21 protein-coding genes are annotated in these 22,644 nt (G+C 47.4%); 12 read left to right on the top strand and 9 right to left on the bottom strand.

Annotated elements, in window-relative coordinates; genetic code table 11:
* Nucleotides 1-128: 128 nt before the first annotated feature.
* Nucleotides 129-968 (top strand): methyl-accepting chemotaxis protein, encoded by an 840-nt coding sequence (locus MHH93_RS24300; RefSeq protein ID WP_074092610.1) that lies wholly within the window; start codon nt 129-131, stop codon nt 966-968.
* 152 nt (nt 969-1,120) lie between these two features.
* Here the strand turns inward: MHH93_RS24300 and MHH93_RS24295 are convergent, their stop codons facing one another.
* Nucleotides 1,121-3,943 carry a glycoside hydrolase family 3 C-terminal domain-containing protein gene (locus MHH93_RS24295; RefSeq protein WP_500056111.1) on the bottom strand — a complete coding sequence of 941 codons (2,823 nt, stop codon included), beginning with the start codon at nt 3,941-3,943 and terminating at the stop codon, nt 1,121-1,123.
* 367 nt (nt 3,944-4,310) lie between these two features.
* Between MHH93_RS24295 and MHH93_RS24290 the strand changes: the two genes are divergently transcribed.
* The 5 genes from MHH93_RS24290 to MHH93_RS24270 all read left to right on the top strand — a co-directional run bounded on the left by MHH93_RS24290 (nt 4,311) and on the right by MHH93_RS24270 (nt 8,767).
* Nucleotides 4,311-5,855 carry an FAD-dependent oxidoreductase gene (locus MHH93_RS24290; protein WP_500056110.1) on the top strand — a complete coding sequence of 515 codons (1,545 nt, stop codon included), beginning with the start codon at nt 4,311-4,313 and terminating at the stop codon, nt 5,853-5,855.
* Nucleotides 5,856-6,158: 303 nt separating this feature from the next.
* Complete coding sequence (locus MHH93_RS24285) at nt 6,159-6,488, top strand: PadR family transcriptional regulator (protein ID WP_500056109.1); 330 nt, start codon at nt 6,159-6,161, stop codon at nt 6,486-6,488.
* Entirely contained in the window at nt 6,481-7,074 is a 594-nt protein-coding gene (locus MHH93_RS24280) for a DUF1700 domain-containing protein (RefSeq protein WP_500056108.1), read from the top strand. Before MHH93_RS24285 ends, MHH93_RS24280 begins: the two co-directional genes overlap by 8 nt.
* Nucleotides 7,071-7,970, top strand: coding sequence for a DUF4097 family beta strand repeat-containing protein (locus MHH93_RS24275; RefSeq protein ID WP_500056107.1), 900 nt, complete (start codon nt 7,071-7,073; stop codon nt 7,968-7,970). Before MHH93_RS24280 ends, MHH93_RS24275 begins: the two co-directional genes overlap by 4 nt.
* A gap of 77 nt (nt 7,971-8,047) precedes the next feature.
* Complete coding sequence (locus MHH93_RS24270) at nt 8,048-8,767, top strand: 3-ketoacyl-ACP reductase (RefSeq protein WP_500056106.1); 720 nt, start codon at nt 8,048-8,050, stop codon at nt 8,765-8,767.
* Nucleotides 8,768-9,032: 265 nt separating this feature from the next.
* Here the strand turns inward: MHH93_RS24270 and MHH93_RS24265 are convergent, their stop codons facing one another.
* Nucleotides 9,033-9,572, bottom strand: a complete 540-nt coding sequence (locus tag MHH93_RS24265; protein ID WP_500056105.1) for a helix-turn-helix domain-containing protein — start codon at nt 9,570-9,572, stop codon at nt 9,033-9,035.
* Nucleotides 9,573-9,805: 233 nt separating this feature from the next.
* Here MHH93_RS24265 and MHH93_RS24260 point away from each other — a divergent pair, with 233 nt between their 5' ends.
* The 5 genes from MHH93_RS24260 to MHH93_RS24240 all read left to right on the top strand — a co-directional run bounded on the left by MHH93_RS24260 (nt 9,806) and on the right by MHH93_RS24240 (nt 14,077).
* Nucleotides 9,806-10,480, top strand: coding sequence for an alpha/beta hydrolase (locus tag MHH93_RS24260; protein ID WP_500056104.1), 675 nt, complete (start codon nt 9,806-9,808; stop codon nt 10,478-10,480).
* Nucleotides 10,480-11,250 carry a DODA-type extradiol aromatic ring-opening family dioxygenase gene (locus tag MHH93_RS24255; protein ID WP_500056103.1) on the top strand — a complete coding sequence of 257 codons (771 nt, stop codon included), beginning with the start codon at nt 10,480-10,482 and terminating at the stop codon, nt 11,248-11,250. Before MHH93_RS24260 ends, MHH93_RS24255 begins: the two co-directional genes overlap by 1 nt.
* A gap of 331 nt (nt 11,251-11,581) precedes the next feature.
* Nucleotides 11,582-12,178 (top strand): SMI1/KNR4 family protein, encoded by a 597-nt coding sequence (locus tag MHH93_RS24250; protein ID WP_500056102.1) that lies wholly within the window; start codon nt 11,582-11,584, stop codon nt 12,176-12,178.
* 143 nt (nt 12,179-12,321) lie between these two features.
* Entirely contained in the window at nt 12,322-13,323 is a 1,002-nt protein-coding gene (locus MHH93_RS24245; protein WP_500056101.1) for a cation diffusion facilitator family transporter, read from the top strand.
* A gap of 253 nt (nt 13,324-13,576) precedes the next feature.
* The gene (locus MHH93_RS24240) at nt 13,577-14,077 is read left to right on the top strand and encodes a hypothetical protein (protein WP_500056100.1); all 501 of its coding nucleotides are present in this window, start codon (nt 13,577-13,579) and stop codon (nt 14,075-14,077) included.
* A gap of 330 nt (nt 14,078-14,407) precedes the next feature.
* Here the strand turns inward: MHH93_RS24240 and MHH93_RS24235 are convergent, their stop codons facing one another.
* The 4 genes from MHH93_RS24235 to MHH93_RS24220 are packed head-to-tail and all read right to left on the bottom strand — an operon-like array spanning nt 14,408 to nt 18,194.
* Complete coding sequence (locus MHH93_RS24235) at nt 14,408-15,481, bottom strand: ABC transporter substrate-binding protein (RefSeq protein WP_500056099.1); 1,074 nt, start codon at nt 15,479-15,481, stop codon at nt 14,408-14,410.
* Nucleotides 15,478-16,287: an ABC transporter permease gene (locus MHH93_RS24230; RefSeq protein ID WP_062836831.1), complete on the bottom strand. Its 810-nt coding sequence runs from the start codon at nt 16,285-16,287 to the stop codon at nt 15,478-15,480. Before MHH93_RS24230 ends, MHH93_RS24235 begins: the two co-directional genes overlap by 4 nt.
* A complete protein-coding gene (locus MHH93_RS24225; protein ID WP_017691799.1) occupies nt 16,262-17,095 on the bottom strand; it encodes an ABC transporter permease in 834 nt (277 codons plus the stop codon). Before MHH93_RS24225 ends, MHH93_RS24230 begins: the two co-directional genes overlap by 26 nt.
* Nucleotides 17,085-18,194 carry an ABC transporter ATP-binding protein gene (locus tag MHH93_RS24220; RefSeq protein WP_500056098.1) on the bottom strand — a complete coding sequence of 370 codons (1,110 nt, stop codon included), beginning with the start codon at nt 18,192-18,194 and terminating at the stop codon, nt 17,085-17,087. The genes MHH93_RS24225 and MHH93_RS24220 overlap by 11 nt, the downstream gene beginning before the upstream one ends.
* Before the next feature lie 252 nt (nt 18,195-18,446).
* On the opposite strand from MHH93_RS24220, the gene MHH93_RS24215 reads away from it, so the two are divergent.
* Nucleotides 18,447-19,694: an MFS transporter gene (locus MHH93_RS24215; protein ID WP_500056097.1), complete on the top strand. Its 1,248-nt coding sequence runs from the start codon at nt 18,447-18,449 to the stop codon at nt 19,692-19,694.
* A gap of 193 nt (nt 19,695-19,887) precedes the next feature.
* On the opposite strand, the gene MHH93_RS24210 is transcribed toward MHH93_RS24215, so the two are convergent.
* The 3 genes from MHH93_RS24210 to MHH93_RS24200 form a co-directional block, all read right to left on the bottom strand.
* Nucleotides 19,888-20,355: an NUDIX hydrolase gene (locus MHH93_RS24210; RefSeq protein ID WP_500056096.1), complete on the bottom strand. Its 468-nt coding sequence runs from the start codon at nt 20,353-20,355 to the stop codon at nt 19,888-19,890.
* 150 nt (nt 20,356-20,505) lie between these two features.
* The gene (locus MHH93_RS24205) at nt 20,506-21,717 is read right to left on the bottom strand and encodes a nitric oxide synthase oxygenase (RefSeq protein ID WP_500056126.1); all 1,212 of its coding nucleotides are present in this window, start codon (nt 21,715-21,717) and stop codon (nt 20,506-20,508) included.
* Between the two features lie 127 nt (nt 21,718-21,844).
* Complete coding sequence (locus MHH93_RS24200; RefSeq protein WP_366347726.1) at nt 21,845-22,324, bottom strand: Dps family protein; 480 nt, start codon at nt 22,322-22,324, stop codon at nt 21,845-21,847.
* Nucleotides 22,325-22,644 lie beyond the last annotated feature (320 nt).

Raw genomic sequence — 22,644 nt, 5'->3', positions numbered from 1 at the left:
AATAGGTTTTATCCATTCTCTCTATTTTCTTCTCTATTGCATGACGATATATAATATAGGTGGTTATTAAGTTTGCATTTAAAATTTAACCGTATACATAAGGTAACCAGGGAGGAATCATCTTTTATATGGATATTGTTCAAGCATTAATTACTTGTATGCCTTTCTTTCGAGATACGATTCGTCAGGATGTGACCCTTTCCGTTATTGATCATGAAAAATTCTTATACTTCTCCGCAGGGGAATCGTTAAAACAACTGAATTATCAACCTGGAGACCCTCTGTTGGATGGGAATCGAAATTTTGCTGATCTCAACGGCGGTACAGTCAAACGATTCGATCACTACCCTAAAGATTTATTCGGTGTTCCGTTTGACGTGGCCTTTATCCCCATTAAAAATGAGCAAGGTGAAGTCATCGCCCTGTTCAACCTGCTCTACAGTATGGACGATCAGGACCAGCTGCAACAGCTCATGGATGCTACTGAGAATCTGACCAACCAATTAATTGACAGTGTACAGCATGTAGCTGCCCACTCCGAGGAACTCAGCGCCACCACCGAAGAGATCCGGAACAACTCCAAACAAGCCGTACAGAAATCAGGAAATGTAACTCAAGTCGCCAGTTTCATTCGTGAAATCTCCGAACAAACAAACCTGCTCGGCTTGAATGCAGCCATTGAAGCGGCTCGTGTAGGTGAAGCAGGTGCAGGTTTTGGCGTTGTTGCCAAAGAAATTCGCAAACTGTCTGTGGATACCAAGGAAGCCACGGCCCGTATTGAAGATTCTCTTCTCTCGGTCCGCCAATCCATACAAGGCATGGAGAATGAACTTGGTGAGATCACTGCGAGTTCTCAGGAACAGGCTGAACTGGTTAACAATTTTATGAGTACGATTGAGCAGTTGAATGAAACCAACAAACAATTGAAGCAATTTGTGCAAAAAATGATTACGTTTGACGGGAAATAAAAATACGTGAGATGGCAAAGCATTTTGCATAATTCTAATGCTACCGCTCAGGATAAAAGAGTTGGGCAGGAAGAAGCATCCTGATCCAACCAGCGTATAGACCAACAAAAGCCTCCGAATGCATTCGGAGGCTTTTGCATGAGCTATTTGACTTAACCAATCTCGAAGTGACTGATGCGTACGTCTGCGGAAAGCACAATATATACATCCTGTGCACCTGCTGCACCCGTGAGTTCTGCCTTAACGGTAGACCACTGCTGGGCTTCGCCTTGTGCCAGTTCCACACGTCCTGCGAGTGTACCATCTGGTGAGCCGAGTCGCACTTCCAACACAGCACCTGCTTGTTCTGCGGAGACACGTGCTTCAATTGCGGCTGCTCCACTACCCAAATCGGCATCTTTGAAGACAATCCACCCTTGCTCTCCAACGACACGGACAGCACTTCCGCCCTCTTTGCTCTCATCCAGATCAACACCCAGGTAAGCATCATAATTCTCGGCACGAGTAGCCACACCCAGATTACGAGCGGGGATTGTCTCGCCTTCAACCGTCAGGTCTGCTACCAGCTGAACATCGGAGGATGACTTAGCAACCATGATGGAGTAAGTTCCAGTTTCCACGACATACCGATCACGAGTTACATCCCAGATTGCCAGTTCCTGAACAGGCAAGGTAAAGCTGACTTTCACTGTAGCTCCAGCTTCGATATGAAGACGACGGAATCCCTTTAACGTTTTGAGTGGACGTTTCACCCTGGATTTGCCCGCACGAACGTACAACTGTACAACCTCGTCACTAGCGATTGAACTAATGTTGGTCACATCTACAGTTACAGTAACATTACCCTCTGTACCCACTTGAGCCGGGCTAAGTTCCAAATTACTGTATTTAAACGTTGCATACGTCAGACCATGTCCAAAAGGATACAATACATTACCTTCAAAATATTGATATGTCCGACCGGATTGAATGATATCGTAATCCTTGATGTCGGTCAGTTGATCTGCCGATTGCACCCACGTCATGTTCAGACGGCCTGCTGGTGCATAGTCGCCATACAATACATCAGCCACTGCGTTACCCAGTTCCTGCCCCGCGTGTGAAGTATACAATACCGCCGGGATGTTCTCCTGAACCCAGTTGGATGTGAACGGATAACTACCCACGATAACGACTACCGTGTTCGGGTTTGCGGCATAGACCGCCTCAACCAGACGTTGCTGGGATTCGGCCAGATCCAGACTTGGACGATCAATTTCTTCTTTACCATTGACAAGCGGATTATTACCAACAAAAACAATTGCCGTTTCTGCAGCCTTGGCAGCTGCTACTGCTTCCTCAAGTCCATTCACAACTACATCCTGCTTGAACGTCTCTGTGGCACCGAAGGTTTTCAGTTCTTCGGACACTGCGAATGCATCGTTTCCACCATTAGGTGCAGTCACCGTTTTGCCATTCCAAGTGGTCAGACCTACACTTCCGTCCTGTTGTGGCAACAGGTGGAATACTTCCTTCACAAACCAGCCGTACACTTCATCTGCGGAAGCCGTTACGGTCTCTTCATCTGTGGTCAGATATTTGCCGTTGCTTTCCGCCTGCAAGGTATAACTTCCGAAGCCCCAGTCGGACACCATAAACGTCTCTGCTTCTCCGGAAGCAATAACAGGTGATTTCTCACCATCCGCCAGTCCAATTTTCTTCCCATTGGCTACGGAAGTTAACGTAATGCGGTCATTTCCATCCTTGAACGCCACTTTGTCGCTGCCTACCTTGCCACGGATCGCTTCAAGCGGGGAAACGTTATATGGCATAGTGCCTGCATACCAGTCACGATAGACGGTTCCGCCCAATTGACCAATGACAGCCACTTTGCCAGCTTTTGTTTTATCCAGCGGAAGCGTGCCTTTGTCGTTTTTGAGCAATACCACTTGTTCTCTCGCGGCCCTAAGCGACAGTTCTTTTGCTTTCTCCGTCATCATGGACTCTTCACCGATAGAGGCGTAAGGGTTGCCTTCCTCCGGATCGAACTCGCCCAGACGGAAACGCACACGGAACGTATTAAACAACGCCTTGTCGATGTCATCCATCGTGAGTGTGCCTTGTTCCAATCCTTCACGCAGTGCCTGTTTGGACAGCTCAGCATCATCGGTGATGCTATCAATCCCTGCCTTCACGGACTCCACCGTACCCGGTGTATGGGAATCATAGTATTTATGATCGTTCTTGATGCCCATTACGTCGCCTGCATCACTGACAATGAAACCATCCATGCCCCATTCGCCTTTGACAATCTCGTTCACAAATGGATGCAACAACGCTGGCGTACCATTAATGGAGTTGTACGCAGTCATCATGGACTGTGCGCCGCCTTCTTTGAATGGCTTCTCGAACGCCTTCAGATAATATTCACGCATGTTGCGGGGATCAATGCTGGACGAACCACTTCCACGATCGACCTCATTATTGTTCGCGAGGAAATGCTTCAAGGTAGCGACCGCTTTGTAGTACTTCGGATGGTCGCCCTGAATTCCTTTGACCAATGCAGTTGTCAGCTCGGCTGTCAGTTCCGGATCTTCACCATACGCCTCTTCATTCCGTCCCCAGCGCGGGTCACGTTCCATATCTACTGTAGGTGCCCACAGCGTAAGACCGTTCACCGCCGGATTGCGTTTATAAAATACACGTGCCTCATCTCCGAGAACGGAGCCAATCTCCTTCATCAGATCCGTATCCCATGTGCATGCCAGCCCCACCGGTTGTGGAAAAGATGTTGCTTCTCCAAGCCAGGCCAGGCCGTGTGCTGCTTCTGTACCATGTTTGTATGCAGGCACACCCAGGCGGTCTACTGCCGGTTGATATTGCAGCATGGATTCAATTTTTTCATCTTCAGTCAAACGGGATACAAGGTCCTTCACCCGGGTGTCTAACGCTAGTGCTGTATCTTGAAACGGATATTTCGTTTGGTTGGTCGTCATATGGAATCTCCTTTGGTTATCGGTAATTGAATGTAATGATAGCGAATACATATTTCAATAAAATACGAAGGTTAATTGGAATGAATTCGTTCTACAAATAGATGAATTAATCCTTTTGTAATCAATGTTTACCGGTGTAAAACTTGATCTGCTTTTCAAAACCTAAAACGGTTTCGGTAATCTTATCATATAGCATGTTTAACAAAAAAAACAGATGTGCTCCGCAGGAAATTGTGAACAGCCCTCTGCAAAATCTGAACAGCACCGTTTTTTCCTGGCATAGTCTGGCAATCATGGATAAGAGTACAACGATGTGCACTGAACGATAAGCGAATCAACGAATGAAGATAAACAAGGAGGAAGAGAAATGAGCGACAATCAGCAGCCTAAGACAGGCCTGCCCCCCGTCCCCGAATCATTGTGGCGTGCTACGCATGAATTCAATGCCTATCCAAAACTGACCGAAGATATCACCGCCGATGTAGCGATTATCGGTGCCGGGATTGCAGGGATTACCACCGCTTATCTGCTGGGACAGACGGGTATGCGTGTGGTCGTACTGGAGGCTGGTAAAGTATTGGACGGCACGACCGGTCATACCACGGCTAAGGTATCTGCACAGCACGGTGTCATATTTGATGAAATTATGCATCACTTCGGACAAGAACAGGCCCGGATGTATTATGAAGGCAATGCCGAAGCCTCCAAATGGATGCGCAATCTGGTGAAGGAACAACAGATTGATTGCCAGTGGGCTGAGGAAGATGCCTACGTCTATATTCAATCAGAGGATAACATCAAAAAACTGGAGATCGAACTGACCGCGTATGGCAAACTCAATATCCCTGGCGAATGGGTAGACCCACTCCCTATTCCAGTTCCCGCCAGGGCAGGTATTCGCATGCCGGGTCAGGCACGCTTTGATCCGCTGGCCTATCTGCACTATTTGCTGGATTCTGCTGTGAAGCACGGGGTACAGATCTACGAGCATACGACGGTTACGGATGTGGAGGAAGACGCTTCACTACATGTGCGAACTTATGGCGATGGGCCATCTGTAACAGCAGAACATGTTGTCGTAGCTTCTCATTTTCCCGTCTATGATCCCGGATTTTATTTCACACGGTTACACGCCGAACGATCCTATGCCGTATTAGTCGAGCCGGAGAAATCCTACGCTGGCGGCATGTACATTTCGGACGATACACCGTACCGCTCTCTGCGCTCTGTCCTTCATGATGGGAAAGAACTTATTCTCTTCGGCGGTGAAAATCATAAAACCGGACAAGGCATCTGTACCTTCGGTCATTATGAACGTCTCGAGAAGTTCGCAGCAGAGACTTTTGGTATCCGCAACATTCCATATCGCTGGTCAGCTCAGGATCTGATCTCCATCGACAAGATACCTTACATTGGACCCATTACCGGAAGACATGAACGTGTCTATGTAGCGACCGGGTTTGCCAAATGGGGGATGACGACTGGCACGATGGCAGGACACATTCTTGCGGATCGCATCACTGGACGTGACAATCCCCATGCTGCTGTATTCGACCCGGCAAGATTCAAAGCGGACCCTGGCATGAAGCATTTTATTGTGGAAAATGTAAATGTAGCCAAAGAATTAATCTCCGGTAAAGTAGGTATCGTGCATAAAAATGTTAGTGATATTGGTGAAGATGAAGGAGCCGTCGTTCGTCATAACGGCAAAAGGGCTGGCGCGTACAAAGATACCAGCGGCAAGCTGTTTCTGGTAGATACCACCTGTACGCATCTGGGGTGCGAAGTCGAATGGAATAAAGGCGAGCGTTCATGGGATTGCCCATGCCACGGTTCCCGCTTCGATTATGCAGGCCATGTGATTGAAGGTCCTGCTGTGGAAGATCTCAAAGTTCTCGACGCACAAGAGTAACCAATGTGCAGAGATTGTAATGGGTAAATCGCATAACCAAAAGTTCATCTCTCAGACCGGATCGGAATCCGCCTCCAGACGGAAGCAACCGATCCGGTTTTTACGTATGCTGAATGATAGTTAAATAAACTAGTTCGGCTGCGTCTCAACCCCCACCAAACAGAAGTGACAGACGGTAAATCATGATTTGGAACTATTTTAAAATCACTACCTTGCATTGAACAGTACTGAGTGCTATGATGAATCCACTACTACTGAACAATACACACTAGCGATTAATGAAGCTACGAAGGAGGAACCTGTGTGAATGTGAACATCCAGTTCAAAAAAGGAGTATTGGAGCTGTGCGTCCTGGTATTAATTAACCGCCAGGATCGGTATGGCTACGAACTGGCTCAGGCGGTCTCCAAACATATAGAAGTTGCTGAAGGTGCGTTATATCCCTTGCTTCGACGTCTTGTCAATGACGGATACTGCACCACCTACTTGCAAGAGTCAACTGAAGGACCGCCACGCAAGTATTACCGACTGTCCGATACAGGTCGTGAATACATGACGGCACTGACGACAGAATGGAATGAATTTGTGCGCAATGTCGCAAATCTGATGGAGGAAGGAATCCCTAATGAATAGACAACAATTTATGAAAGCCATGGAAGTTCATCTCCGGCCGATGGATCCATTCGAACGGGCGGAGTTGCTCGCCGACTATGATCAACATTTTGAGCTTGGACTCAGAGAAGGACGGCGGGAAGAAGAGATCGCTTGGGAACTCGGACAGCCAGAAGAGATCGCCAAGGAAGCACTCGGTGATCGTTATGACGCGTATACACCAGGTTCAGATGCCTTCTATGCACCAACGTATCAGGAAATGCGGTCTCCCAGAAATAACACCAAAGCTACTCGCAACTTCTTCACAAGCATCGCCCTGTTATTCCTGAATCTCATCCTTGGCATCCCTCTCGGTCTAACCCTGTGGTCAGTGTGGCTTACGATTGCCAGCTTGTCCTTACTGGTGCTTGCACCTATCGCAGCGGTTGTGGACTTCGTTTTCTTGGGTCAACTCGATAAGGCAGAGATTTTCGTGGCGATTGGCGCATTCGGTGTCGGCATTTTGTTTGCACTTGCATCGAAGTACGTGTATGGAGCTTTCAAAAACATCACTCTTCAATACATTAAATGGAATAAAAATATGATGAAAGGGGATGTATCCGCATGAGTACCAAGAAATGGCTTGCTTTAGCCGTCATATGTATCGGAATCGGTTTGCTCGGAACATCCATCTATGGCGTTCAGTTTGGAGATAAACGGGAGAGCTATTCCAAACGATGGGATTTCAAGGCGAATGAATTGCAGAATGTTATCATGAATGCTAATTTCAGTGCAGATATTGAATTTGTGGTAAGTCCGGATTCGAACGGTTATATCGAAGTGGATGGAAAATTTGACCCTGCCGTAGTCAAGAGCTTCGAACAAGCCACTATATCCAACGGCACATTCCAACTGTCTCAGACAGAACGTGAACGATTGCAATTCTTCACCCTGTACTGGAATGATCGAGACTCCACAGTAACCGTGGCCCTGCCTGAAGGACACCAATTAAATGAGGTTAAGCTGGATTCTTCTTCAAGTGACTGGCACCTGACGGACCTGACTGCAAATCAGCTTGAGCTGAATAATACCTCAGGTTCCATACGTCTGGAGAACATCAAGGTACCTAGTATTGAACTTTCTCTAACTTCAGGTGACATTAACGCTTCCTTGATTAATGGAGACATGACCGTAAAACAGACATCCGGGAGCTTCACTGCTGATCAGATAGCTGGTCATGTTAATAGTAAGATTCAATCAGGAGATATTGAGATCACTGAGTTAAACGGTGCAGCCGATGTTCAATTCACTTCGGGTAGCATTCATATTGAACAGTCCCATTCCGCTCCGATTAATGCTTCCGGAACATCAGGTGATATTTTCATTCAAGCTGCACCAGATTTTGACGGAATCTATGATGCTAAGGCTACTTCCGGAGATATAGATGTACCTGAATCGCCAATGGTAAGCCGGGAAGTGATCAAAGCCCGTACCTCTTCGGGTAGCATTGAGATTACCAAATAGTGATGAAGCAAATTTCCGAACTGTGGGTAATATAGTATAATCAAATGCCAGCCCAATTCTAAGGAGGAATTACCCACATGGAACTTAAAAATAAAACAGCTATCATCACAGGTGCCGGTAAAGGTATCGGCCGTGCCATCGCTGAGGCACTTGCCAAAGAAGGTGTGCACCTTGGACTTATCGCACGTACCGCTTCAGATCTTCAGGCTCTTCAGCAGTCTCTTAGTCAAGAATATGGTGTGAAAGTAACCAGTGCTGCTGCAGATATCTCAGATCGCACACAGGCGGAAGCCGCTGTAGCAGCCATTGAGATGGAACTCGGTGCGGTGGATATCCTGATCAATAATGCAGGTATCGGCAGCTTCGGCACATTACTGGAAATGGACCCGGAAGAATGGGAACGCATTCTGCATGTTAACGTTATGGGTACATATTACGTCACACGTGCTGTTCTTCCAAGCATGATTAAGGAAAGCAGCGGCAGCATCATCAATATTGCTTCCACTGCAGGTGAGCGTGGATTCGCTACAGGTTCGGCATACTGCGCATCCAAGTTTGCCCTGCTGGGTATGACCGAATCCCTGATGCAGGAAGTACGCAAGTCCAACATTCGGGTAACGGCGCTGACACCAAGCACTGTTAATACAGAGCTTGCGACCAATGCCGGACTGAAAATTGGCGACGAAGATCGCATGATGCAAGCGGAAGATGTAGCTGAACTTGCACTCGCAACGCTTAAACTGTCCGATCGTGTCTTCGTTAAAGCCGCAGGCATCTGGACAACGAATCCACAATAGACAGAGCGTTATTGGCCTTTCTGACCCTTCTAAACGATTCTAACGAATCTCTACGACGTTATTTCGCCAGAAGGATGTGGAATGTAGCCTAATTACACACACAGCAGTGAAATTAAGCGTCTGAGATTCGTTACATCTCAATGTCTGCTTAAAATCATCTAATAAGACTCGCTCAGTACGTTAGAAATATGAAAAAGGACGTTTCCCCATTGTACATGTATGCATGTCCGCATGTTCATGACTTGGGCGACGTCCTTTTTTTATTTTACAGATGATCCAGACCTAATTCCTTGGACACCGCGATGAGCACCAACGCAGGCTCCTCCCCAATATTGGTCACCTCATGGGGCACAATCGCATTCCAGGTAAACGAATCCCCCGCTTCAAGAACTTCCACATCTTCGCATTGCTCCGCACGAATCTTGCCCTGTAACACCAGATGGCTTTCCTCCCCGGCATGTTTGCTAACCCCTGTCGATGCGCCTGGAGGCAATTCTACAATGGACATGCGCATGGCTCCTTTAGCGGTAAGCTGTTGCACTTTGATCTGTCCACTTCCAGCTGTCGTTTCCTTGCGCTCGTTCTTGCGTACCACGTTCATCCGTTGCTCCGGTGTCAGCAGCAAATAGGGAAGTGGCACCTCCAGATAATCCGCAATACTTTCAAGTGTAGCAATGGAAGGTGACGTTTTGTTGTTTTCCACGTTGCTAATAAAACCTTTGGACAACCCCGTGCCCTCGCACATCTGCATGATCGTAATCTGTTTCTGCTTGCGGATCGTACGAATTGCCAGGCCAATATCCATATGGCATCCCTCCCCTTCTATTGATCTATATAAGACACCAGGCGTACGCTTGGTTTCTACTACTTATCTATCCGGTGCGTGCCTCAACATATATTCATCATACAAAAAAAGTATTGACCCTACAATGAAAGCATGATAAGTTTTGTTCATAAATAAGAATATTTATTTCATATTGGTGAACTTTATTATTAAAAAAATATATCTAACTCATTCCTCATCAGGTGGTGTTTTCAATGAATTCTCCTTATATACATGAAGTCAGATTACCGTCCCAATACAATTCAGATCAACGTTATCCCGTAATCTTCGCCTTACATGGCATGGGATCGGATGAGCAAGATATGCTTCGTTTGATGGAGCCCCTGCAGTCTGATTTTATTATCGTCGCCATTCGTGGGCCAATCGTTCAGGGTAGTGGTTATGCTTATTTTCAGATCAAAAGCATTGGCAATCCTATCCGTGAACTATACGATGCCTCCGTGCAGGGACTGCAACAGTTAATTGTTGATCTGTCCGCCAAATATGCCATTGATCCCACACGGCGTTATATTGCCGGATTCAGCCAAGGCGCCATTATGGCAATGACTCTATCGCTAATCATGGGAGATGCCATTAAAGGCATTGTAGCCATGAGTGGGTACATCCCGCAATTTGTGAAAGACGAGTACAAACTGCAACCCGATGCGGAGCTGTCTGTGTTTATCTCGCATGGGGATCAGGATCATCTATTCCCGTTGCAAATGGGCGAAGATAACGCCAATTTCTTCCGTCAACATACCGATCACGTCACATATGTTCCTTACAACGGTGGCCACCAGGTGACTCCCGATCTATATCAACAATTCCAACAATGGCTTCGGACAGATGCGAGTCTGACTACCGAAGACCCGAAAGGACCGAATTCATAATGATGCCCTCCCTGTTTATTGCCCACGGTGCCCCATCACTGGCACTGGAGGAGAATGCGTACACCGAATTTTTGCAGAAACTCGGACAGGAACTGCCAAAACCCAAAGCAATCGTATTGTTCTCTGCTCACTGGGAATCCACAACTCAGCTTGTATCCTCGGTAGCCAATTACGAAACGATCTATGATTTTGGCGGTTTCCAGCCCGAGCTGTACCAGATCAAGTACCCGGCTCAAGGACAGGCAGAAACCACTGCCGAAGTAGAGCGTTTGTTGGCAGAAGCAGGGATTCCGGTACAAACGGATGATGTTCGTGGCCTGGATCATGGCGCATGGGTTGTTCTGCGCCTGCTCTACCCGGATGCGGATATTCCCGTAATTGCCTTGTCTGTGAATCGCTATCTGACAGGCGAGCAGCAATATCAGGTTGGGCAGGCACTCGCTTCCTTGCGTGAGCAAGACATTCTCGTTATTGGCAGCGGCGGGACCGTTCACAATCTGCGCCGATTGAACTGGGAAAGTAACGGCGTTGACCCTTGGGCATCCGAGTTCGATAACTGGTTACATGACAAGTTGGTGAGTTGGGATACGGAGTCTCTCTTCTCCTATGATAAACTGGCACCTTCAGCTCAAGCGGCTGTGCCTACCCCGGAGCATTTTGTACCACTATTGCTCGCCATGGGCGCAGGAGACCAGAATAAGCAGGCATCCCTCCTGTTCAAAGCCTATCAGTATGGCAACCTGAGCTTGTCCTGTTGGAAGTTTGATTAAAGAGGACGATGTAAAAAGCTAGTTTCATTTATATAGTTGATAAATAAGTAAGCATGGTTTACAGGGATTGCCCCTGTAAACCATGCTTATTTGTTACTAGGAGCGACTTTCATTCATGATGGTTGTACATCATCGATTGGGATGGGGGCCACGTGTGCTGATTATGCAACAACCGCCTTAGAATAATGAGACCATTGTAGTATGTGAAGCAAGGACTCCGGTTTCTTGTGTGCTTTTGCGGCTTATAACTATAATATGAGGTGAAATCAGGCACAGTTGGTTCGCATATTACTCACCATATTATCTGAATAGCTCATACGGAGGGGATGGCATGTCAGAACAGCGTATATATGAATTGATGGATGAATTGGATATGTTGCTGGAGGAGAAGGTACAGGATGAGGAGAACCGGGAGCTTCTGGAGGCATATCGCCAGTTTGAAGGTGTGACAGATGAGCAACTTGACGCATTCGAGCATGAACATGGTGTTCAGTTACCTGCTGATTTCCGTGCATTTTATAAACGTAAAAATGGGAGCGGTTATGGCTTTCACGTCTTGTACCCAAGTCTTGAGGAAGGACGGGAATCCGAGCCATTCTACCTGTTATCCCTGGAAAAGATTCAAAAGGAGCATTCCACACTGGTGGAAAACCGCATGGATGATTATTTTACCGAAGAAGAGATCGGAGAACTTGATCCCCGAATCAAACCCTACCTTTTTCAGAAAAAAAGGGTTACGTTTGGCATGCTTGGAGGTGGATCACTGTATCTGATGTTCGACTTTGATCCGACAGAAGAAGGTTCGTACGGGCAGATTATTATGTACATACATGATCCGGACTTTGTATATTACGTGGCTGAGACATTTACGGAATTGTTGGAACAGTCCAATCGGAATCTACGTGCCTTGGAGGCTATCGAATACTGAGACCCCCATGATGATATGACCTTTTTTGCATAATGCTGGGATATGTCAAAGCGGTTATAATAACATTTAGTGGAAATGCACATGCTGTTAGATAAGACTGCCTTTTCTACACCTAATACATTGATCTGGGAGGAACATACGAAGTGGCTGAACAACCGAAGTCTGAGAGCTTTATGTCTCTCGTCAAAAAAGGAAACACATCCTCCGCCGTAGCGATGGCAGGTAATGCGGTTCTTGCTGTGTGCAAAGGGGGAGCTTTCCTATTCAGTGGCAGTGGCGCCATGTTCGCTTCGGCGATGCATTCACTCGCTGATGCCATTAACCAAGGGTTTGTCTTTGTCGGAAGTGTGTTGTCCGAGAAAAAACCTACACGCCGCTTCCCGACCGGATTCGGGCGGGTCATCAACATTTTCTGCATGATCGCCGTTATTGTTGTTACCATTATGGCGTATGAAACGATCCATGAAGGTATCCACCTGTTGCAGCATCCTGTTGGTCATACCGGTGGTCTATGGATTAACATCGGTGTGCTTGTCTTGAACATTCTGATCGATGGGGCCATTCTAATCAAAGCCATGAAGGAAATTCTAAAAGAAGCACGCGCACCCAAAGCTGCCGGATTGGCTTTGGTCCCTGCTGCCATCAAAAATGTAGGCCGTGCTGCGCCACCAACCCGTCTCGTATTCTACGAAGATGTTGTCGCTGTACTGGGTGCCACGCTCGCGTTAATCTCTGTCGTGGTTATTGCCTTGACCAATTTTGCATTGCTTGATGGTATTGTGACGACGATTATTGGATGTCTGATGATCGCGGTAGCCTTCCGTGTCGGTTACGATAATATGATCGGATTGATCGGGGTAGCGGCTCCGCAGGATATTGAGGACAAAGTGTCCCAGACCATTCTGGCTGACACACACGTTGCCGATATTCAGATGATGCGTATCATTCAGGAAGGCCGTTATTATCATGTAGAAGGTCTGATTGAGTTGACCAAAGGACTCAGCCTGGCGGATGCGGATGACATCAAGTTCCGTATTCAGGAGAAACTGATGACGAACCCCGACATCGCCGACGCAGCCATCTCCATTATTGAAGATGACGGCGTGAACAGCTGGGGCAAGAAACATTCAGATGTGGTGAAATAACGAGCTTCGCTTTTGATAAAAAGCATGACAGAACCCACTCTTCAATAGAGTGGGTTTTTAGTATGTTCAACTATATACTCATCTACAAAGAGGTCATTGACCTTACATGCTTACCTAGACTTTGGTCTAGGTTCACTTTAACTCCAAAGACGGAGGATTAACTTTTCCAATTCATGGTATGCTGTGAATAACGAAAGTCATTGTTCTACATACACCGTTCGGATTTGATCTTGTATTGAGAAGGAGAGATATTATGGCTAAACGTACGATCCTTGCGCCTGTTCTCATTTTACTGGGCGTGTACCTGATTCTGAACCAGGGAGGTTCACTCGGTCCGGGTACGATCTTTGCGACCTTCTGGCCCACGTTATTCGTGATTCCACTCGGACTGTTCTTCCACTGGCTGTACTTCTCCATGATTGGCAGAGGGGTTGGACTGCTGGTGCCCGGTGGATTGTTGCTCACTGTCGGTATTGTCTGTCAGATCGCCATGCTGTTTAACAACTGGGGTACGATGTGGCCGGGTTTCATTCTGGCTGTAGCTGTGGGTTTGTTTGAATTGTACTGGTTCGGTGGTCGGAACAAATGGTTGCTGATCCCCATCAACATTCTGACGGTTATCTCGCTGTTATTCTTCGCTGTGATGTCGATTGGCACGATGCTGAGCAGCTTGAGTTATATTCAGCCTTTCGTGGCGATTGTGCTGATTATGGGTGGGGCATGGATCATGGTAGGTCGCAAAAAGCGCATGTAGTGGCATTCATATAAGATAAGTAGGTTGGATCAACTAAGCCACTGCGGTGACAGAACAACTTCTGATCGCTGTTATCCCCAGATTTTTTTGAATCCCATCTAGCAATGGGAAAATCCGGGGATAAAGGCGAGTGCTTCGCTTCTTCAGTTTTTTCTGTCCCCTCCGTTAACGTTTGATCTTAAATGTTCATCTTATATGGCACTTCAAGCGCTTTTGCTCTGAAGTAGGTAATAAAAAAAAGGGTTGCTGCTCGTCATTCAAATGAAATGACGGGCAACAACCCTTTTTCTTTTTTCAAAATTTAACGAACTGTGTACGCGCTATTGGCGGTTATTTACTATGCATTTTAAACTCCAGGAACAGGTCGTTATAATGCGAGAGCATTTTTTTGCCCAGATTATCATAGACCTCCAGCTTGCCTGTCAGTGTCTCGTCTGGATAGAAGCGCTCATCCTCCGAGATGTCCTCTGGCAGCAGCTTAAGGGCCTCAGCGTTGGGTGTGGAATACCCTACGTATTCCGCATTGCGAGCGGCATGATCCGGGTCCAGCATGAAGTTGATAAACTGGTGTGCCCCTTCAACATTCGTCGCCGTCTTCGGAATAACCATGTTATCGAACCAGAGGTTCGAACCTTCTTCTGGCACCATATAATCCAGCTTGTCATTCTCATCCATAATCTCGGATGCATCCCCGGACCATACAAGTCCAACTGCCGCTTCCTCGTTCGCAAGCAACATCTTGATCTCGTCTCCTACAATTGCTCTGACGTTCGGTGTCAATGTAGACAGCTTCTTCAGTGCTTCTTGCAGATGGTCTTCGTTGGTATCGTTCAGGGAATAATCGAGACTGTTCAATCCCATCCCAATGACTTCGCGTGCGCCATCAAGGAGCAAGATTTGATTTTTCAAACGCGGGTCCCACAGGTCATTCCAGCTATCAAACGTCAACCCGTCCACCAGCTCAGGATTGTATACAATCCCCACCGTGCCCCAGAAATAAGGAATGGAGTACTTGTTGCCTTCATCAAAGGACAAGTCCATGAATCGCGGATCAATGTTGTCCAGGTTGGTTAATTTGCTATGATCGAGTGGCACGAGCAGGTCTTCTTCTTTCATTTTGCTAATCGCATATTCGGAAGGAATCGCCACATCAAACGTCGTACCGCCCTGCTCAATCTTGGTCAGCATCGCTTCATTGGAGTCAAACGTCTGATAGATGACCTTAATACCTGTCTCGTCCTCAAACTCCTTGAGCAGATCGGGGTCGATATAATCGCCCCAGTTATAGATGGTTAGTGTGTTGCCGCCAGAATACCCCTGACTCTTGTTCAGATACGAAGCCAGGATCATAAGAGCAAAGGCGGCCACAAAAACAAGCGCAAATGTCCGTACCAGTTGCTTCATGGACGCAGCCCCTTTCCTCCAGGTGGTATCCGTGTTGCACGGCGGTTAATGAAGTAATATCCGACCACCAACAGCACCGTGAGCAGGAATAACAGGGTAGATAAAGCATTGATGGACAACGAAACACCCTGCCTTGCTCTGGAGTATATCTCTACCGAGAGCGTGGAGTATCCATTACCTGTGACAAAGAATGTTACTGCAAAATCATCGAGCGAGTACGTCAAGGCCATGAAAAATCCGGCAAAAATACCGGGTTTCACGTATGGCAGCACTACACGCGTCAGAATCTGCCATGATCCAGCGCCCAGATCGCGTGCCGCATCCATCAGGGTTGGGCTCATCTCCTGCAACTTCGGCAGCACCATGATGACAACAATGGGTACGCTGAATGCGATATGAGACAGCAGGACCGAAGTGAAGCCCAGTTTGATGCCAATCATGGTGAACAGAATCAGGAATGACGCACCAATGATGACATCCGGACTCACGATCAGCACGTTGTTGAGTGACAGCAACGTATTCTTCGTCCGTTTGCGACGCACATGGTAGATTGCCAGTGCTCCTGCTACACCGAGGATTGTCGAGATCGCTGATGACAGCAGTGCAATGATAAATGTATTCAGCACAATGATGAGCAGTCGTGTATCGGCGAACACCTCTCTGTACCATTCAAGCGTGAATCCTTCGAAGCTGCGCATATGACCGCCGCTGTTGAAGGAATAGAAGATCAGATACGCAATCGGTGCGTACAGAATGGCGAATACAACGGCCAGATAGACGTTAGACAGCTTTCCGTTTCTTCCCATTACGCACCTCCTTCTTGCCTGATCCGGTCAGGAACATAATGATCGCCATCGCAATAATCAAAAAGACGGCAATCGTCGAACCCATCCCCCAGTCCTGGGTGACGAGAAAATGCTGTTCAATCGCTGTTCCCAGCGTAATTACACGGTTTCCCGCAATAAGGCGGGTAATCATGAACAGGGACAGCGCAGGAATAAATACAGCCTGACAGCCTGATTTCACACCGCTAATCGTCAGCGGAAAGATCACCCGGCGGAATGTCAGCCACGATGAGGCCCCCAGATCACGCGCCGCGTAGATCAACGATGGATTCATCTCTTCCAGCGCATTGAAGATTGGCAGAATCATGAATGGAATGAAGATGTACACCGAGACAAAGATAAAACTGAAGTCGGTGAACAAAATCTGCTGTGTACCAATACCCACAACTTCAAGCAGGGAGTTGGTCAGACCATACGTTCCAAACAGGCCGATGAAGGCGTACGCTTTTAACAAAAGATTGATCCAGCTTGGCAGAATGATCAGCAGCAACCACAGCTGCTTGTGCTTCGTCCGGGTCAGCATATACGCCGTTGGATACGAGATCAGCAGCGAGAACGCCGTGATCAGAAATGCATACCAGAACGAACTGAGCGTCATCTGCAAGTACACCGGCGTGAAGAACCGGGCGTAGTTGCCAAACGTAAAGTTGCCCTCTACATCGAAGAATGAATAATAGATGACCAGCAGAACCGGCGCCACAACGAACAACACCATCCATAATACATATGGAATCAGATACGCATTGCGTGTGCTGGCCTTAGTCTGCATGAGCGGCCTCTTGATACGCTTCAAGTCGTTTGTCGAACTCTTCCTCGGTCTCGTTAAAGCGCATGACGTGTACTGCTTCCGGGTCAAAATAGAGTCCGATTCGCGCCCCGACAACGGCTTTCTTCGTTGAATGAACAAGCCACTCATTGCCCGCATCATCATATGTGGATATCTCGTAATGCACTCCACGGAATAACTGGGAGTCCACATTGACCTTCAGCTTGCCCTGATCTTCGGTTGTAATCTCCAGATCCTCTGGGCGGATTACAATCTCTACCGGCTCGTCCGGCTGGAGACCCTGATCGACACACTCATGCTGTGCGCCAGCGAATTCCACCACAAAGTCCTGCTTCATTCTGCCTGATACAATGTTCGATTCCCCAATAAAGTCCGCTACAAAGCGGTTAATCGGCTCATCATAGATATCATTCGGTGTACCGCTTTGTTGAATCACGCCACCATTCAGGACAAAGATCTCATCCGACATCGCCAGGGCCTCTTCCTGATCATGCGTCACAAAGATAAACGTGATGCCCAGCCGCTGTTGCAGCTCCCGCAATTCATACTGCATCTCGGTCCGCAGCTTCAGATCGAGTGCAGACAAAGGCTCGTCCAGCAACAGAATCTCCGGTTCGTTTACAATGGCGCGTGCAATCGCAACACGTTGCCGTTGTCCACCGGACATTTCGCCAATTTCACGGTTCTCATAACCGGACAGATTGACGAACTTGAGGGCTTCCAACACTTTGCTGCGAATCTCAGCCGTTTTCATCTTTTTGATCCGCAAACCAAAAGCTACGTTCTCGAATACATTCAAATGTGGAAATAACGCATAATCCTGAAATACGGTATTCACCTGCCGCTGATGGGCAGGCACCCGGTTAATGAGCGCACCGTTAAAATAAATACTGCCCTGTGTCGGCTCCGCAAAACCGGCAATCAGCCGCAATATCGTTGTTTTCCCGCAGCCCGATGGGCCAAGAAGCGTATAAAATTTACCCCGCTCAATCTCAAAGCTGACGGCCTTCAATACGGCTTCATCCTGATCGTATTGCTGAGTCACCGCTTCGAAGCGGATAATCGGTTGTTGTTCTGACATGCTTCACATCGCCCCCTTATACTTGAGGTACCTCTTTATTCTGTACACTTTCGTTCTTCATCCTTATAGATAACCCATCTATTATATATGATTCAGGTATATCCGCAATGGTTTTGATGTAAACGCCACGTGTCATTTCTTCTTATTTTCATAAATCCTGCATACATTACGAGTATATGTCGATATCTACGCATCCTTTGGGAAATGAAGCATATTTGGGATTCCATTCTATGGTGAGAGGAGTCTTGCCTCTTGGATATTCGTCGTAATCTGCCCTTGCTGATGACGATTTGTTTCCTAAGTCAGATGGGCGGATTCATGATCCTGCCCCTGTTTCCTTTGTTTATTGAGGAATTCGGCCTGTCTGGCTGGATGATGGGGGTTATTTTTGCGCTTTTCTATGTGGGAAAAGTGATTGGTGGTGTTCCTGCAGCGGCAATTTATAAGAAACTCGGGGGTAAACGTGCTCTTATCCTCATGCTGCTACTACTCGCCATCTGTATGGGTGGCTTCGCTCTATCTTCTGCTGCGGTATTGTTCGGCCTGCTCCGACTGCTGCAAGGGCTTGCTTCCACTGGGCTTACCGTGGTCGTGCGTTCCATCATCGGAGATGGGGGCAATGTGGATAACCGCGGACTGTACAATGGATACATCAGCAGCAGTGAGGGTGGCGGCATGGTGCTCGGTCCGGTCATAAGTGGCTGGCTCGCGCTGCACTGGCCCTTGTCAGTGCCTTTTCTGCTTGTTACGTTATGTTGTCTGATGGCTGTAATTGCAGCGATGGGGATGAAGACGACAACACAAGCTGGAGCTAGTCAAGGATCTGGAGATACGTTGAGTGACTCCCACCCTCATACTATAACGATTGCGCCTCCTATATCTTCATCACCGTCTGATGCAAAGCATACTCAAGATTTGTCTACAAAGCTCACACAGCGTCAACAGCTTCTCGGCTACGGTACAGTACATTTTCTGGAGATGAGCGCCTACGCCGTATTTCTCACCTACTTCGCACTGTATGCAGCTCACATCATGCACTGGGACCCCTTTGCCACCAGTCTCGCCTTCACCGTATCCGGGATTTCTACGCTTGCCGCTGCCCCCTTTGTCGGTTATCTCTCTGACCGGATGGGCGATCGTCTGTTGCTTTGCATGCTCGGCATGTTCCTGATTGGAATCGAAGTTGCTGTATTTCTCAGCACATCCTCCCATCTATGGGTCTACATTGGCATGCTCATTGGCGGGGTTGGCGGTGCATGTTACATGGATTCATTCTTCGCACATATCGGTGATCACATACCAGACGAAAGGCGAAGCTCTGTCATAGGCAAAATTGTCTCTGCGGCTGAAATCGGCTCCATCGTATCCCCATTGGTTGCAGCACTGCTGATGGAGGTTGGTTCGCTTTACTCTGTGTTCGTATTCAATCTGCTACTGATTGCTGCTGCAATTGCTGTGCAGGGTGTAATGCGCAGCCGGTATAAGACAAAACAGGTGTAAAGCAAAAGAGAGATGTCTCACAAATCATAAACATGATGGAGGACATCTCTTTATTGGCATAAATATTCTTTAACGAATTATACAAGTCATATTCGCTTCAATACAATTCCCCAATTAATCCGCCTTATAAGAGGCGCTCAGTTCATTAGCTCTACAACTCGTGAGAGAAACCATATCAATGGCAACCTCCCGATTATATTTTTCCCAATAATGCTGCAATGTTCACTGCATTTTCTTGGATTTTGCTTTTCAAGTAAGGGTCAGTCCTATCAGGTAATTCGGTTGGTTTGTAATACTTTGCTTCAAGTACTTCAACCCCATCAGGCTTCAATTCCCCCTCATACTCCGTGCAAACATAACCAATGACCACATTGTAGTATTCATGCCCGTTTCTTAATTTCGTATATAACTCTTTTCCTGAGAAGACGCCATACAGATAAAGTTTCTTAATCTCTATCCCAATCTCTTCTCTGACCTCTCGTATTGCAGACTCTTCCACCGATTCGCCGAGCTCCATAATTCCACCCGGTAGTCCCCAAGTGTCATCCAGATGTCGAACCAATAGAATCTCACCCGTCTTATTCAAGATCAAAATACTCGGTCTTACCAAAATAACAGGAGCATTCCCAACCATTCCTCGCAACGTTTCAATGTAACCCATGGATTGTTCCCTCCCTTATGTAGAGACATGACCTCATTATAGGCATGTTATATATTTCCATATAGAGAAAGAATCTTCTTCGTTTTTTCCTATTTTTAAAGCTCTTCCTTTGAAAAAAAAAGATTACAAAAAATAACCCGCCTGCACAATTTAATGTGCAAACGGGCATTTCATTGGTGCATCCCCGGCCTGTGGCTGGGGATGCTCAACCTGTGCATTCTGCTGCTCGCTGCTTCGCAGCTCTGCGGCAGAAGCCACGCCATCTTTCAGCGTATACGCCTGATCCTGATGGAAAAAGTTCGGCTTCACAATCTCATTGCGATAAGAGCTGTGGAAAATATGCGTTGTCGCTGGGGACACTGGCGGAATCAGCCACACCCAATCCCCGGTTAGCACACGTCCAGCCTTCTCTTCCCGCTGTTCAAACATAGCAAATTGCGCTGCCGCCGTGTGGTGATCCACAATGCTCACGCCTGCTTTTTTGAACGAATGCAGCACAGCCACATTTAACTCAACCAACGCTCGATCCTTCCACAATGTCGTTTCACTCGACGTATTCAATCCAAACGCTTCCGCCACCGCAGGCAGCTTGTTATACCGGAACGTATCCGCCAGATTACGGGCGCCGATCTCGGTACCCATATACCAACCATTAAACGGCGCTGCGGGGTAGGATATACCACCAATCTCCAGTCGCATATCAGCAATCATCGGCACACCATACCAACGCATGCCCAGCTCAGCAATCTCCTTCCGCTCCGGGTGCTCGATCATCACTTCCACAATCTCTTCTTCGGGTATAACATACCACTCTGGCGCTTGTCCTTGTGCCTGAATTATGAGCGGTAACACATCATAAGAGCCACCTGCTCCCTGCCAGCCAAGGGACATGGCCACCTTGGTCAGCTCCACGGAAGCAGGATCTCCAATAACGCCTTGCTCTGTCTCATATCCTGCATATCGAATAAGCTGATGATTCCAGAGACGTACCGGAGCTCCATTTGGTCCATCCGGTGGAAGGATCGTAATCATCGGAATGACCTTGCCTCCGTTGGATGCCACATGAATATGGTTCAACACAGCATCCGCTACCGTTCCTGCCGTATCGGCATGACGAGCATCCACGATCCGCAGTTTATCCCAGAACAACCGCCCGATACAGCGGTTGCTGTTCCGCCAGGCCATTTTGCAACCTTGCTCCAACTCTTCTGTGGTGTGCACGTAGGTACGCGTTACTTCGATCTGACCCATCACGACAGCAAGCCGGGCCTGCGCGTCTTCACGCGAATGGCCCAGCTCTTCATAACATGTATATATAAACCGTTCAGCTTCTTCCTGCAATTGTTCCAGGTCTGACCGCATCATTCATTCCACCATTCTGTACATCTTGGATGCCATCATTATACGGCAAGCACACCGGATTTGTAAGCGAACGGACACTTTGTTCACGGACTCTACATATCGTTGTCAGGATGAAGGGTAACCTTGCTTATTTGCCCAAAAATGCGTTTAACATCCAGACCTCTTTATCCAGTGCAGCAGTGAAACCGATCAGCATATCTTCTGTTGCGTTATCTTCTGCTTCTCCAGCTTCGTGAATACCTTGATGAATCACTTCCACCATCGTACGCAGGTCAGCAACCACTGACTCTACCATACGCTCAGCAGACAACTGACCTTGTGCCTCTTCAATTGGAGACAGACGCAGCTGTTCACCCATTGTAGCCACCGGACGTCCACCAATAGCAAGCAAACGTTCTGCAACTTCGTCCATATTCGCCGTAGCCAGGTTGTACAGCTCTTCGAATTTGGCATGCAGTGTGAAGAAATGTGGCCCTTGAACATACCAGTGGAAGTTATGCAGTTTCGTGTACAGTACGGACCAACCTGCAATCTGACGGTTCAGGACCTCTTGAAGTGCTGTGGCATTGTTGGCAAAAGTGTTGTTTCTAGTTTGGATTGTGCTCATGGAATTTATCCCCTCTCGAATATAAAAATTGAATGTGAATGATTGTTATGGGACTGCTTTAATTAATTAATTTTAATTTAGACTTAATCTAAATCTTGTTTTAATTATAACACCGCATTTACGGTTTGGGAAGGCTTTTGCACTGTCTTGTAAATGAAGATTCCATGAAGTACAGCTTCATAGAAACGATGGCACAGGCAGTTAACAAAGTGAGAGTTGTAAACAAACTATTCCTCAACGATTGGAGCTATGATAGACTCATCTGATTGGGTTTCCATATCTTTTTGGAGTAGGATGATACCCATCATAAAGATCGTTGC

Origin of the sequence: Priestia sp. FSL H7-0729 (assembly GCF_038005685.1) — a bacterium.
GTDB lineage: Bacteria > Bacillota > Bacilli > Paenibacillales > Paenibacillaceae > Paenibacillus.
This window is presented reverse-complemented; position numbering and strand designations above follow the sequence as displayed.

Coding starts and splice junctions, on each gene's coding strand:
- MHH93_RS24300 (WP_074092610.1), top strand. CDS start 129: ATGGATATTGTTCAAGCATTAATTACTTGTATGCCTTTCTTTCGAGAT.
- MHH93_RS24295 (WP_500056111.1), bottom strand. CDS start 3,943: ATGACGACCAACCAAACGAAATATCCGTTTCAAGATACAGCACTAGCG.
- MHH93_RS24290 (WP_500056110.1), top strand. CDS start 4,311: ATGAGCGACAATCAGCAGCCTAAGACAGGCCTGCCCCCCGTCCCCGAA.
- MHH93_RS24280 (WP_500056108.1), top strand. CDS start 6,481: ATGAATAGACAACAATTTATGAAAGCCATGGAAGTTCATCTCCGGCCG.
- MHH93_RS24275 (WP_500056107.1), top strand. CDS start 7,071: ATGAGTACCAAGAAATGGCTTGCTTTAGCCGTCATATGTATCGGAATC.
- MHH93_RS24270 (WP_500056106.1), top strand. CDS start 8,048: ATGGAACTTAAAAATAAAACAGCTATCATCACAGGTGCCGGTAAAGGT.
- MHH93_RS24265 (WP_500056105.1), bottom strand. CDS start 9,572: ATGGATATTGGCCTGGCAATTCGTACGATCCGCAAGCAGAAACAGATT.
- MHH93_RS24260 (WP_500056104.1), top strand. CDS start 9,806: ATGAATTCTCCTTATATACATGAAGTCAGATTACCGTCCCAATACAAT.
- MHH93_RS24255 (WP_500056103.1), top strand. CDS start 10,480: ATGATGCCCTCCCTGTTTATTGCCCACGGTGCCCCATCACTGGCACTG.
- MHH93_RS24250 (WP_500056102.1), top strand. CDS start 11,582: ATGTCAGAACAGCGTATATATGAATTGATGGATGAATTGGATATGTTG.
- MHH93_RS24240 (WP_500056100.1), top strand. CDS start 13,577: ATGGCTAAACGTACGATCCTTGCGCCTGTTCTCATTTTACTGGGCGTG.
- MHH93_RS24235 (WP_500056099.1), bottom strand. CDS start 15,481: ATGAAGCAACTGGTACGGACATTTGCGCTTGTTTTTGTGGCCGCCTTT.
- MHH93_RS24230 (WP_062836831.1), bottom strand. CDS start 16,287: ATGGGAAGAAACGGAAAGCTGTCTAACGTCTATCTGGCCGTTGTATTC.
- MHH93_RS24225 (WP_017691799.1), bottom strand. CDS start 17,095: ATGCAGACTAAGGCCAGCACACGCAATGCGTATCTGATTCCATATGTA.
- MHH93_RS24220 (WP_500056098.1), bottom strand. CDS start 18,194: ATGTCAGAACAACAACCGATTATCCGCTTCGAAGCGGTGACTCAGCAA.
- MHH93_RS24210 (WP_500056096.1), bottom strand. CDS start 20,355: ATGGGTTACATTGAAACGTTGCGAGGAATGGTTGGGAATGCTCCTGTT.
- MHH93_RS24205 (WP_500056126.1), bottom strand. CDS start 21,717: ATGCGGTCAGACCTGGAACAATTGCAGGAAGAAGCTGAACGGTTTATA.
- MHH93_RS24200 (WP_366347726.1), bottom strand. CDS start 22,324: ATGAGCACAATCCAAACTAGAAACAACACTTTTGCCAACAATGCCACA.